Origin of the sequence: Pararhodobacter zhoushanensis (assembly GCF_003990445.1) — a bacterium.
In the GTDB taxonomy this organism is placed as follows: Bacteria; Pseudomonadota; Alphaproteobacteria; order Rhodobacterales; family Rhodobacteraceae; genus Pararhodobacter; species Pararhodobacter zhoushanensis.
The window spans coordinates 285,260-297,540 of sequence record NZ_REEZ01000002.1 but is presented as its reverse complement, the minus strand read 5'-3'; the positions used below and the strand labels follow the sequence as shown (position 1 = coordinate 297,540).

Here is a 12,281-nt window from a genome sequence, read left to right as displayed (position 1 = left end):
CCAATGAACAAGACACTCGTATCGGCACTGGCGCTGATCGTGGCTTCGGCCTCGACCGCATCGGCGGATGGCGTGCTCAACATCTATAACTGGGGCAACTACACCAGCCCCGAACTGATCGAAAAATTCACTGCCGACACCGGCATCGAAGTCACCATCACCGATTTTGACAGCAACGAGACGGCACTGGCCCGTGTGCGTCAGGGCGGCCACGGCTTTGACATCGTCGTGCCGACGCACAGCTATGTGCAGGCGTGGATTTCCGAAGGGCTGCTGGCACCGCTCGACCCCGAGATCGTCACCGACCGGGGCAACATCGCGCCGCAATGGGTGGATGTCGATTTCGACCCGGGCCGCGAATACACCGTGCCGTGGCAGTGGGGTACGACCGGTATCGCGGTGAACACCTCGGTCTATACCGGCGATATCAACAGCGCCGACATCATCTTCAACCCGCCCGAGGAACTGGTCGGCCGGATCAACGTGATCCCTGAGATGTCGGACGTGCTGGCGATTGCCGTCTATGCGGTCGGCGGTGACGATGTGTGCACCACCAACATGGACACCTGGCGCGCGGTGCGCGACATGCTCGAAGCGGCCAAGCCCAGCTGGCTGTCGCTGGATTACGGCACGATCGACAACTACACGGCGGGCGACATTCTGGCCGGAGTCTACTGGAACGGCGCGACGATGCGCGCGCGCCTTCAGAACGCCGATGTTGCCTATGGCTATCCGGCGACCGGCTATCCCGTCTGGATGGACAACGCCGCCGTTCTGGCTGATGCGCAGAACAGCGAAAACGCGATGATCTTCATCAATTACATCCTGCAGCCGGAAAATGCGGCGATGCTGTCGAACTTTGCCCGTTACGGTAACGGTGTGGCCGGGTCCGAAGAGTTCATGGATGCCGACATGCGCGACGCGCCCGAGATCGTGATCCCCGAAGCGCTGGTTTCGGCAGGTCATTTCAACGTCCCCTGCTCGCAAGAGATCCAGGACGTGCGCACCCAGATCTGGACCGAGCTGCTGCAATAAGCCCTCGGGGCCTTGACTGCGAAAGGGGGGCCGGTTGGCTCCCCTTTCTTGTGCTCAGTTGGCGCTGCGCAGGATGCCCGCGAAGAACGCGGACAGGCCCGCGAAATCGTCCAGCGGCAGGATATGGGCGACATGCTGGTCCGGGCGCATCACCACCAGACAGCCTGTCTGACGGTTGATGCCGCGCATCGCAAAGATATCCTGATCGCCGCTGTGGTCGGCGCAGAACACCTTCTCATAATCGGTCAGTGCATAGATCCCGGTCGCGGGCCGCAGAAGGGCTGGCATCGCCTCGAAAGCCAGCTCGCGGAAGCCCTGCTGGAACACCGCGCGGGTGTCGATGACCGAGTCGAGGTCCGCGCCCTTGGGCGTGTGGCGCAAGATGGGCGAGGCTGGGTCGCTGTCCAGATACCGGCAGAGTGCCGCGATCGCACCGCCTTCAGCGCCGGTATCCGCAGCCCCGGCAAAGGCGAACAGCCGCCAGCGCGCGTCAGCCTCGACGCAATGGCCCAGATGCATCGGCTTGGCATCCGCCAGCCGGATCACCGGGGCCGAGTGGAAGCGCATGCCGATGTCGAACCCGGTCGCCAGATCTTGCCGTGCGTCGGCCGACGTGAGGGCGGAAGGCGCGTACTCAACCGTCAGCCCGCAGGTGAAGGGCAGGTTGTTGACGAACTCGCGCGCCACTTTGGGCAGGCCCGCCGTTTCCTCGGTTTCGGTCTTTTCCCCCACCACGCGCGACCATTTGTGGTCAAAGTCCACCAGCCCCTTGGCCGCCGCCAGCCGCTCGGACGAGTAGCTGTGCAAGAGCGACGCCTCGGACCGCCCGGTCAGCACCGAGATCAGCTTCCAGCCCAGATTGAACGTATCGCCCATCGACACGTTCATGCCTTGCCCGGCCTTGGGGCTGTGAGTGTGGCAGGCGTCCCCCGCCAGCATCACCCGCGGCGCGCGGGTGGTGATCTGGTCGTGGGGCACGTCGTCGAACTTGTCGGTCAGGCGGTGGCCCACCTCATAGATCGACCACCAAACGGTTTCCTTTACGTCCAGCCGGTAGGGCGCAAAGATGCGCTGCGCCTTGTCGATGATGGTGTTCTCATCCATCCCGCGATCCGCGACGCGCTCGTCCTCGCCCAGCCGGTCCAGCTCGACATAGAGCCGCACCAGATGCCCGCCTTCGCGCGGCAGGACCATCAGCGTGCCCTCGGCTTGTGAGCGCACAAATGCCTTCATCCGCCAGTCGGGGAAATCAGTTACGGCCAGCATGTCGATCACGCCCCAGGCGTGGTGCGCCGCGTCGCCATGCAGCGCGCCGCCAATGGCGCGGCGCACGTTCGAGCGCGCGCCGTCGCAGCCGACAACGTAATTGGCGCGCACGGTTTCGGTCTGACCTTCATTCCCCGGGGCGGTATGCTCCAGCGTCACTGTGACGGGGTATTCGCTGGCGTCTGGGTCGATGGTCAGATCGGCGACCTTGAGGCCGTAGTCGGGCACCAGACGGGTCGGCGCGTTCTTCATGACATCGAGGAACATGTCATGCACCCGCGCCTGATTGAGCAGGACGTGGGGCATTTCCGAGATCCCCTCGGGCACGTCCTGAACCCGCCCGACGCGGGTGATGCCGCCATCGCCGCCGGGGGTCCAGAAAGTTGCCTCGTTGATCCAGACCGACTCGCGCTTGACCTTCTCGGCAAAGCCGAACGCCTGAAACATCTCCATCGAGCGCACATTGATCCCGTCCGCCTGACCCTTTTCCATCGGCCCCATTTTGGGCTCGACGATCATCGTGCGGATCGAAGGCACGCCAGCCAGTTGCGCCGCAAGGCACAGACCCGCCGGGCCACAGCCCGCGATCAACACGTCAACCGTCCTGGGCAGCCCGTTAGTGCGGTCATGCGCGCCGGGGGCGGCGGCATGGATGTCGGGGTCGCCGGGGCGGAATCCGTTGAGATGGAACTGCATGCACACTCTCCGTTTGGTCGTCTGGGCGCCCTGCGGGGCGCTGGATGGTGAGATAGTTGCTATACTTATCATTTTGGGTCAATGGAAAAGATATGTGTACTTTCTATTTCTTCCAAGAGGCTGTAAAACTGCGAAAACCATGGCAGCACAGAGTGCAGGAGGGTCCGATGGAAGCCTACGACATGGCCGGGCACCTGATTCGCCGGCTGCACCAGATCTCGACTCAGGTGTTCATGGCCCGCGCGCGTGAGGCCGGGTTCGACCTGACGCCCGTGCAGTTTGCAGCGATGGATGCGATCCGCGTGAACCCCGATATTGATCAGGCCGGGGTGGCGGCGCTGATCGCCTATGACCGCGCAACCATCGGCGGCGTGATCGACCGGCTGGTGACCAAGGGCTATGTCGCGCGGACCGTCAGCGCCCGCGACCGCCGCGCGCGCGAGGTGCGACTGACCGACGACGGCGAGGCGCTGTTCACCGCGCTCTTGCCGGTGGTGCGGGATTTGCAGAGCGATATTCTGGCGCGGCTCAGCGAGGAGGAGCGCGCGACCTTTATGGCGCTGGCGCGCAAATCCATCGCCGAAGACTGAGCAACCTCACGCCACCTGCGCGTGACGGCGCAGGGCGTTAAGCAGAAGCTCAGCCGAGGGCGGCAGCAACCCCCGGCGACGGCGATAGATCTTGAACCCGCGTCGCCAGTCCAGCCTCGCCACCTGCAAGGCGCAAACCTGCCCGCGCTCGACATCCGCGCGCAGGATCGGCTCGGGCATCCAGCAGGCCAGATCGCCCGACAGCACCGCCGCCCGGATCACCGGCACCGAGCGCGATTGCAGCACCGGCGCGCGCGGCTCAAGCCGCTGGGCGTGGAACCGGCGCAGCCATTCGCGCGTCACGGGGGTCGGTTGCGGCGGCATCGCCCAGTCGAGCGTTGCAGCCTCGGCCAGCGTAATCGGGCGACCGGCGGCGGGGTGGCCGGTGCGGATATAGGGGTGGACGAGGTCGTGGAAGGTCTCATCCGTCGCCAGCCGCACCTCGTCATCCAGAGTCGGATCGGGCAGCACCGCCAGATCGACCAGCCCGGTTTTCAGCCCGTCGAGCAGACGGTCCTCCAGTTCTTCGACCACCACGAACGCGACCTCGGGGTGGCTGGCGCGCAGCTCGGTGATGGCGCTGACCAAGAGCCCGCTTGCGACCGATCCCACACCGCCAATGCGCACCACCCCGCGCCCCGCGCCGCGCATCTGGCGGATCAGGATTTCGGCCTGACTGGCCTCGGACACCAGCAATTCGGCATAGGGCAACAGCGCCGCGCCATACGGCGTCAGCTCGACCCCGCGCGTGGTTCGCTCGAACAACGGCGCGTCCAGCGCCGCCTCAAGCCGCGTCAGCGCGCGGGTCACGGCAGGCTGGGCCATGTTCAGCGCGCGCGCGGCGCGGCCGATGCTGCGGGCCTGCGCGCAGGCCAGAACGATGCGGGCGGAACGGACATCCAAAGTCATGCGAATAGGGTATGACTTTAGAACAAACATAGCAATTCTGCGCAGGGGGCGAATCGTGCAAGACTTGGGCTCCCACGGCGGGAGGGCCGCTCGGGTGGAGGAATGACATGAATGAACAAATGCGCCCGGCTCCGGTCGGCGTGAATGCCGGTCGCCAGACCGTCGCGCAGGCCGTGTTCGACCTGCTGCGCGCGCATGGAATGACGAAGATCTTTGGGAACCCCGGCTCGACCGAGCTGCCGATGTTCGTCAATTTGCCCAGCGATTTCAGCTATGTGCTGGGGCTGCAGGAATCCGTCGCCGTGGCGATGGCTGACGCGCATGCGCAGATCACCGACAACGCCAGCTTCGTGAACCTGCATTCGGCGGCGGGGTTGGGGCATGCGATGGGCAACCTCTATACCGCGATGAAGAACCGCACGCCGATGATCGTGACGACGGGTCAGCAGACCCGCGCGCTGCTGCCGGGCGATCCGTTTTTGGGCAATGAGAACCCGGTCGACATGCCCAAGCCTTGCGTGAAATGGGCGATCGAACCGGCGCGGGCGGCGGATGTGCCGCGCGCCTTGGAGCGCGCCTACTGGATGGCGATGCAGCCGCCGCGCGGGCCGGTGCTGGTCTCGGTGCCGCTGGACGACTGGGACGAACAGGCCGCGCCGGTCGAGCCGCGCGCGGTGTCGCTGCGGCTGGGCGGCGATCCGGTGGCGCTGGATCAGGTCGCGCAGGGGTTGGAGGCAGCGGCGCAGGTCGCCATCGTCGTCGGCCCGGGCGTTGACCGTGACGGCGCGTGGGAGGCCGTGGTCGCGCTGGCCGAACAACTGGCCGCGCCCGTCTGGGTCAGCCCGATGTCGCCGCGCTGCTCGTTCCCCGAGACGCACCCGAATTTCGCCGGCTTCCTGCCCGCCAAACAACCCGCGCTGTCGGATTGTCTGGCCGGAGCCGATGCCGTTCTGGTGCTGGGCGCGCCGGTCTTCACCTACCATTTCGCCGGGCCGTTGGAGCATGTCCGCCCCGGCACCGCGCTTTACCACATCACCGACGACGCCCAGCAGGCGGCGGGGGCGGCGATGGGCATGTCGGTGCTCGCCGACTGCCGCCTTGCCGCCGAGGTGCTGGTCTCCAAACTGACGCCACGCCCCCGCCCGACCCGTGCGTTTCGCGATGTACCGGGCGTGGCGCGGCCCGAGACGATCACGAATGAATGGTTCATGCAGGTGCTCTCGGATCTGCGCGATCCCGACAGCATCGTGGTCGAGGAAGCCCCCAGCGCACGCGGCGCGTTGCACGATTATTTCCCCATCGACCGGCCCGGCGGCTTCTTTGCCACGGCCTCGGGCGGGCTTGGCTATGGCCTGCCCGCCGCCGTGGGGGCTGCGCTGACCGGGCAGGACCGCCCGGTGGTGGCGATCATGGGCGACGGGTCGAGCCTGTATTCGATCCAGGCGTTGTGGTCGGCGGCGGAATATGACGCCGATGTGTGCTTTTTGATCCTGAACAACGGCGGCTACGCGGCGCTCAAGGGCATCGCCGAGCAGACGCAGGCGCAGGCGATTGCCGGGGTCGAGATCGGCCATCTGGATTTCGTCGCCATCGCGCAGGCTCAGGGCGTGCCCGCGCTGCGCTGCGCCGATCCGGGCGAGCTGCCTGCGGCCATCAAGGAAGTGCTGGCGCGCAAAGGACCGCGCCTGCTGGAAGTCATGATCGGGCAAGCGCCCGAGCCTTCAACAGATCAACGGGAGGAAACACCGATGAACGTGATGAACAACCCCACCGCCACGCGCGGGACAGGCGGGCTGAAGTCGCCCGAGAAATTCTTTATCAACGGTCAGTGGGTCGATCCGCTGTCCAAGTCAATGATCGAGGTCGTCTCGCCGATGACCGAAGAGGTCATCTTGCGCTACCCCGAAGCCGGGACCGCCGACATGGACCGCGCCGTCAACGCCGCGCGCCACGCGTTCGACGAGGGCCCCTGGCCGCGCCTGTCCCCGACCGAGCGCGCGCGCTATCTGCGCAAGATCGCCCGCAACATCGAGGACCGGCTGGAGGATATCGTCGAGGCCTGGGTCGCGCAGGTCGGCGTGCCGGTGATGCTGGCCAAGAAACTGGCGCCGCAGAACGCGCAGCTGTTCGACTATTATGCCGATGTGATCGAAAGCTATCCCTTCGTCGACGCCCGCAAACGCGCCGATGGCGGCACCACGCGGGTGGTGCAGGAGCCGGTCGGTGTCTGTGCGGCGATCTCGCCGTGGAACGCGCCGATGGTGCTGTTGACCTACAAGATCGCCGCCGGTCTGGCGGCGGGCTGCACCTTTGTCGCCAAGCCGTCGCCCGAAACCCCGCTTGAGGCCTATATCATGGCCGAATGCATCGAAAAGGCCGGGCTGCCGGCGGGCGTGTTCAACCTTGTGCCCGCCGGGCGTGAGAGCGGCGATTACCTGATCCGCCGTCCGCAGATCGACAAGGTGGCCTTCACCGGCTCGACCGCCGCCGGAAAGCATATCGCCGGGGTCTGCGCCGAGCGTCTGGCGCGGGTGTCGCTGGAGCTTGGCGGCAAATCGGCGGCCGTGCTGCTGCCGGATGCCGATTTCAGCAAGGCGATGATGCCGCTGATGATGTACTCGATGCCGATCTCGGGGCAGGTCTGCTTCTCGCTCACGCGCATTCTGGTGCCCGAGGCGCGTAAGCAGGAATTCCTCGATATGTTCGTGCCCGCGGTGAAAAGCATCAAGCTGGGCGATCCGGCCGATCCGTCCACGCAGATGGGCCCGCTTACCATGGACCGCCAGCGCGAGCGGGTTGAGGGCTATATCCGCGCCGGTCTGGATGGAGGCGCACGGCTGATGTGCGGCGGCGGGCGTCCGGCGGGGCGTGACAAGGGCTACTTTATCGAGCCGACGGTGTTCGCCGACGTGACCCCCGGCATGAAGATTTTCCAGGAGGAAATCTTTGGCCCGGTCGTGTCGGTCATCGGCTACCGCGATGAGGAAGATGCGGCGCGCAAGGCCAATGACTCGGTCTATGGTCTGGCCGGCGCGGTCTTCTCGCAAGACCCTGAGCGCGCCTATTCCTTCGCCCGCCGCGTGCAGGCCGGGAACATGAGCGTCAACAGCATGATCGTGGATATCACCATGCCGTTCGGCGGGTTCAAGCAGTCCGGCATGGGCCGCGAGGGCGGGCTTGAGGGCTTGGGCAACTATCTGGAAACCAAGTCGATCCACATGGGCTGAGCATCGTTTGGGTAGAGACGGCGAGGGCCCGGCGGAAACGCCGGGCCTTTTTCATCGGTGCGCAGGTGACGCTGAAAATGGCAGCGCCGTATCGTGCATTCTTGACAGAAAATTCGGCGCATGACGATGTTCGGGCCAAAGGATACCCCAATGACATCTCCGGCCATACTTCCGATCCTGCTGCTGATCTGTTCCAACGTCTTCATGACCTTCGCGTGGTATGGCCACCTGAAGTTTGCCAGCAAACCGCTGCTGATCGTGATTCTGGTCAGCTGGGGCATCGCCTTTGTCGAATACTGCTTTGCTGTCCCCGCCAACCGCATCGGCCATCAGGTCTATTCGGCGGCGGAACTGAAGGTGATGCAAGAGGTCATCACGCTGACGGTTTTCGTCATCTTTTCCGTCATCTATCTGGGCGAGCGGATCACGATGAACCACCTTGTCGGCTTTGGCCTGATTTTCGCCGGGGCCTTCTTTATCTTCAAAGGCCCGTTCAGCTGAGCCAGCGGCGAACAGGCCGTTGGTCAGTCCAGCGGCAAGCGCTGCACCAGCTCGGGCCATCCCGCCAGAAACGCCGCGCGCGCCATGATGCCCGGCGACTCCGCTTGCCGGGTCTGCGTGCGCGTCAGCCGGACGAAGACCACGCTCTGATCGCCCCGCTCCGCCCAGCCTACGTACCAGCCCCAGCCATGCGCATAGTCAAAGCTGCGGTCGGCGCGGCGGGGATAAGCGCCGCCGGTTTTGCCGTGGATGACCCAGCCGCCGCTCTGGTGCTGTTGGGTGCTGGCGCGGGTGTTGGCCATGGCCTGCGCGCTGACCGGCAGGGTGTCGGTGACAAGGCCGCGCAGGAAATGGGCTTGCTCGCGCGGCGAGACCAGCAGCGACGAGGCGATCCACGCGCGCTCTAACCCGTTGTCAAAGCCCGCATCGCCGCTGAAATCGGCGTTGCCATAGTCAAAGGCGCGGGCGTAGCGGGTCAGCGTATCCGCCCCCAGCGCGCGGGTGATGCGTTGCGAGTACCAGACAACGGAATAGCGCAGCCAGTCGGTGGGGTTGGTGTCGCGCCGCCAGTTTTCGCCGCCCCAGTCGGGATCGCCGGGCTGAAAGGACAGGGCGGGGTGCTGCGGGTCTTGCAGGAAGCCGGTGTCAAAGCCGATCACCGCCAAAGGCAGCTTGAAGGTCGACGCCGGAGTGACGCGGGTGTCGCAGTCGCCTTCAATCAGCAGCACCGCGCCGGTGTAGGCGTCCAGCGCCAGCGTGCAGAGCGTATCAACCTGCGCCAGCGCCGGAGAGGCGAGGCACAGGCACAGAGCAAGCAAGATCGCGCGCATGGAAGGCTCCCTTTTTGCCCCCCGTCCTATGGGGACGAAAGGCGCGGGGCAAGCCGCCCCCCTTCACCCCATCGTGCGCGGCAACCAGAGCACAATCGCCGGGAAAGCCACCAGTATCCCCAGCCGGAACACATCCGCGACGATGAACGGCAGCACCCCCCGAAAGATCACCGGCAGTTTGACGTCCTTGGCTATCATATTGATCACATAGACGTTTATCCCCACCGGTGGGGTGATCAGCCCCAGTTCAGCGGTCATCACGATGATGATGCCGAACCAGATCGGATCAAAGCCCAGATGCACGATCACCGGATAGACGATCGGCACCATCAGGATGATCATTGCCATGGAATCTAGGATGCAGCCTGCCACCACGAACACCAGCAGGATCAGCGCCAGCGTGCCCATCGGGCCGTAATCCAGCGCCACCAGCCATGCGGTCAGCTTTTGCGGCGATTGGGTGATGGCCAGGAAATAGCCAAACAGGATCGCGCCGATCAGCACCGTGTAGACCGAGACCGAGGTCCGCAGCGCCTCGGTCAGGCTGTCGACGATCTGGCGGAACGTCAGACGCCCGCGCACGATGCCGACGATCATGGTCAATAGCGCCCCGATGGCCGAAGCCTCGGTCGGGGTGGCAACGCCCCAGTAGATCGAGCCGATCACCATCACGAAGAGCAGCACAACGGCCCAGATCCCGGCCATGGAGCGCATGGCCTCACCCAGATTGAACGGCGTGCCCGGCGGCAGTGATTTGCGGTGGCCGATCAGCAGCGCGGCCATATACATGGTGATCGCCAGAATGCCCGGCACGATCCCCGCGATGAACAGCTTACCCACATCGGTTTCGGTGATGTAGGCATAGACCACCATCACCACCGACGGCGGGATCAGGATGCCCAGCGTGCCGCCCGCAGCAATCACGCCCGAGGCGGCGTCGTCCTTGTAGCCAAAGCGGCGCATCTCGGGCAGGGCGATCTTGGTCATCGTCGCGGCGGTGGCGACGGAGGATCCGCAGATCGCGGCAAAGCCACCACAGGCGGCGATGGTGGACAGGCCCAACCCGCCCTTGAACTGCCCGAGCCACGCGTTCCCGGCTCGAAACAGCTCGCGGCTGATGCCCGAGTTGGTGGCGAAGATGCCCATCAGGATGAAGAAGCTGACCAGCGTCAGGTTGAAGTCGGTGATCACGCGGATCGGCGAAGTTGCCAGCAGGTTCAGCGCCGGGTTGATCCCGCGGACCGCGGCAAAGCCGAACACCCCCACCAGCCCCATGGCCACGCCAATCGGCACGCGCAGCGCCATCATGCCGAACAGCGCAAGGAAGCCGACAACGGCGATCAGATCGGTATAGGCCATGTCAGTCCACCTTTTGCGCGGCGTCGCGCTCGAATTCAGGGTCGGCCTTGCCGGTCGCCAGCAGGAACATCCGCACGGTAATGGTAACGATGCTGATTGCCGTGCCAGCCCAGATCAGCGCCATCAGCGGCCAGACCGGGAAGCGCAGATCAAATGTCGCCTCGTTCGAGCGCATGGCGCTCTCAACGCGGGTGAACATTTTCCACGTCAGCAGGATGACGAAGAACAACAGCACCAGCCATGCCAGCAGCTCGACCCAGCGCCGCACGCGTTCGGGCATCATCTCGACAAACAGGTCAACGGTGATGTGTCCGCCGCGATACCCGACCGAGGCAAAGCCCCACATGATGCAGGCCCCCAGCAGCAGGCGCGACACGTCGAAACTGTCAGGGATCGGGCTGGTTAGGGCATAGCGTCCAATCGCGGACGCGACGATCAGGATCGTGCAGAGGCCGAGCAAAAGCCCGGCCAGCATTTCCACGACCCGGCAGAAATTTTCGAGGATCTTGACCAAGGGATACGTCCGTTCGTCAGAAGAAAGGCCCGGGCGGAAGGTCTCCGCCCGGTGCTCAGAGGGTCAGATCGACCGATGGTTCACTCGGCGTAGAGGCCGTCATACCGCGCCAGCGAGTCGCGCAGACCCTGCAGGATCGCTGGGCCGTCCTGGCCCTGGCTCTCCATCAGCGCCAGCCATTCTTCGGTCAGCGGTGCGGCGGCTTCCTGCCACATTGCGACCTGCTCGGCGTTGGGGGTGTACATCGTGTGCGCCGGATCGGCGGCGATGCGTTCACGGCCCGCAGCTTCAGCACCCGCCCAGCCGGTCGACATCTGCTCGGCCATTTCGGGCGTGCAATGGTCCATCATGACCTGACGCAGATCCTCGGGCAGCCCGTCGATCATGCCGCGGTTCATGACGAACGCGTTGATCGAAGCGTAGAAGGGCATGTCGAGGTGATGCGTGACCAGACTGTCGGCGCCGAAGATATAGAGCGACTCCCACGGGCTTTGCGTGATGTCAGCGGTGCCGTTCGACAGCGCCTCACGCATCGCAGGGGCGGGCACCTGAACCGAGGCACCACCCAGCAGGTTCACAAACCGCGCTTCGGTGGCGTTGGCCGGGCGCACGGTGTGGCCGCGCACGTCTTCGGGGACCAGAATCGGGGACTTGCCATGCATGGTTCCCGGATCATGGGTCAGGGCCATGCAGAAGTAGGTCTCGGACATCTCCTGATCGTCGTAGTTCTGATACCATTCGGTCAGGCCCCGCACCGCGCCTGTGGCGTTGGCGAACAGGAACGGCAGTTCGGCCGCCGCCAGAATCGGGAAGCGGCCCGGCTGATAGCCCGGGTTGATAAAGGCGATGTCGGCGATGCCGTCGCGCGCCATATCATAGTGGTCTGCTGCCGCGCCGAGCTGCTGTGCCGGGAAAATGTCGATCGCGATGCGCCCTCCCGACGCCTCCGAAATCGACTGGATCCACGGCTCAATTCCCAGCGTCTGCAACGGGTGCGTACCGGGCACCCAATGCGCGAGGCTGAGCGTGTATTCCTGTGCGAGAGCCGTTTGGCCAAGGCATAGAGCAACGGCCGTGGCAACTGCCAAGGTTCTGGTGTTCATTGATTTCCTCCCTCGAAGTCCGGGCTGCCACCTGTCAGAGCGCGGCGGCAGGGCTTCACCTGATATGTGTACATGTCGCAGGCCTCCTGACAAGGAATTTTCATGAACCATTCTCAATCTTCACTGTAATCCGGCGTGCGACTTCGGCGGTCGTGGCGGCAATTTCGGGAAAGCCGGAAACAAGGATCGGTCTTTGATTCCGGCGTCTTGCAAGGTTCTGCGATGATCCGGATCGGGAAAAGACAGCAAAT

The 12,281-nt window shown here is 64.7% G+C and carries 10 protein-coding genes; 4 read left to right on the top strand and 6 right to left on the bottom strand.

The genetic code is table 11. The features are described 5' to 3' along the window. Nucleotides 1–3: 3 nt before the first annotated feature. The gene (locus EAE28_RS06120; RefSeq protein ID WP_127104946.1) at nt 4–1,035 is read left to right on the top strand and encodes an extracellular solute-binding protein; all 1,032 of its coding nucleotides are present in this window, start codon (nt 4–6) and stop codon (nt 1,033–1,035) included. A 54-nt stretch (nt 1,036–1,089) separates the two neighbouring features. Here the strand turns inward: EAE28_RS06120 and EAE28_RS06115 are convergent, their stop codons facing one another. Then, nucleotides 1,090–2,997 (bottom strand): FAD-binding monooxygenase, encoded by a 1,908-nt coding sequence (locus tag EAE28_RS06115; protein WP_127104945.1) that lies wholly within the window; start codon nt 2,995–2,997, stop codon nt 1,090–1,092. A 167-nt stretch (nt 2,998–3,164) separates the two neighbouring features. On the opposite strand from EAE28_RS06115, the gene EAE28_RS06110 reads away from it, so the two are divergent. Then, nucleotides 3,165–3,587 (top strand): MarR family winged helix-turn-helix transcriptional regulator, encoded by a 423-nt coding sequence (locus EAE28_RS06110; protein WP_127104944.1) that lies wholly within the window; start codon nt 3,165–3,167, stop codon nt 3,585–3,587. A gap of 6 nt (nt 3,588–3,593) precedes the next feature. Here EAE28_RS06110 and EAE28_RS06105 read toward each other — a convergent pair whose 3' ends face one another. Beyond that, on the bottom strand, nt 3,594–4,496 hold the full coding sequence (locus EAE28_RS06105) for a LysR family transcriptional regulator (protein WP_164736561.1): 903 nt from the start codon (nt 4,494–4,496) through the stop codon (nt 3,594–3,596). 107 nt (nt 4,497–4,603) lie between these two features. On the opposite strand from EAE28_RS06105, the gene mdlC reads away from it, so the two are divergent. Continuing rightward, a complete protein-coding gene (gene mdlC / locus EAE28_RS24320; protein WP_281279578.1) occupies nt 4,604–7,723 on the top strand; it encodes a benzoylformate decarboxylase in 3,120 nt (1,039 codons plus the stop codon). Between the two features lie 150 nt (nt 7,724–7,873). After that, nucleotides 7,874–8,224 (top strand): DMT family protein, encoded by a 351-nt coding sequence (locus EAE28_RS06090; protein ID WP_127104942.1) that lies wholly within the window; start codon nt 7,874–7,876, stop codon nt 8,222–8,224. A 23-nt stretch (nt 8,225–8,247) separates the two neighbouring features. Here EAE28_RS06090 and blaOXA read toward each other — a convergent pair whose 3' ends face one another. The 4 genes from blaOXA to EAE28_RS06070 form a co-directional block, all read right to left on the bottom strand. Continuing rightward, nucleotides 8,248–9,054 (bottom strand): class D beta-lactamase, encoded by an 807-nt coding sequence (gene blaOXA / locus EAE28_RS06085; protein ID WP_127104941.1) that lies wholly within the window; start codon nt 9,052–9,054, stop codon nt 8,248–8,250. A gap of 63 nt (nt 9,055–9,117) precedes the next feature. Beyond that, a complete protein-coding gene (locus EAE28_RS06080; protein ID WP_127104940.1) occupies nt 9,118–10,413 on the bottom strand; it encodes a TRAP transporter large permease in 1,296 nt (431 codons plus the stop codon). Between the two features lies 1 nt (nt 10,414). Next, nucleotides 10,415–10,927 carry a TRAP transporter small permease gene (locus EAE28_RS06075; RefSeq protein WP_246022289.1) on the bottom strand — a complete coding sequence of 171 codons (513 nt, stop codon included), beginning with the start codon at nt 10,925–10,927 and terminating at the stop codon, nt 10,415–10,417. A gap of 80 nt (nt 10,928–11,007) precedes the next feature. Then, nucleotides 11,008–12,030, bottom strand: coding sequence for a TRAP transporter substrate-binding protein (locus tag EAE28_RS06070; protein ID WP_127104939.1), 1,023 nt, complete (start codon nt 12,028–12,030; stop codon nt 11,008–11,010). Nucleotides 12,031–12,281: the final 251 nt, after the last annotated feature.

What these genes read in the sequence shown, in the direction of transcription:
- EAE28_RS06090 (WP_127104942.1), top strand. Translation starts at nt 7,874, where the DNA reads ATGACATCTCCGGCCATACTTCCGATCCTGCTGCTGATCTGTTCCAAC.
- EAE28_RS06070 (WP_127104939.1), bottom strand. Translation starts at nt 12,030, where the DNA reads ATGAACACCAGAACCTTGGCAGTTGCCACGGCCGTTGCTCTATGCCTT.
- EAE28_RS06115 (WP_127104945.1), bottom strand. Translation starts at nt 2,997, where the DNA reads ATGCAGTTCCATCTCAACGGATTCCGCCCCGGCGACCCCGACATCCAT.
- mdlC (WP_281279578.1), top strand. Translation starts at nt 4,604, where the DNA reads ATGAATGAACAAATGCGCCCGGCTCCGGTCGGCGTGAATGCCGGTCGC.
- blaOXA (WP_127104941.1), bottom strand. Translation starts at nt 9,054, where the DNA reads ATGCGCGCGATCTTGCTTGCTCTGTGCCTGTGCCTCGCCTCTCCGGCG.
- EAE28_RS06105 (WP_164736561.1), bottom strand. Translation starts at nt 4,496, where the DNA reads ATGACTTTGGATGTCCGTTCCGCCCGCATCGTTCTGGCCTGCGCGCAG.
- EAE28_RS06120 (WP_127104946.1), top strand. Translation starts at nt 4, where the DNA reads ATGAACAAGACACTCGTATCGGCACTGGCGCTGATCGTGGCTTCGGCC.
- EAE28_RS06110 (WP_127104944.1), top strand. Translation starts at nt 3,165, where the DNA reads ATGGAAGCCTACGACATGGCCGGGCACCTGATTCGCCGGCTGCACCAG.
- EAE28_RS06080 (WP_127104940.1), bottom strand. Translation starts at nt 10,413, where the DNA reads ATGGCCTATACCGATCTGATCGCCGTTGTCGGCTTCCTTGCGCTGTTC.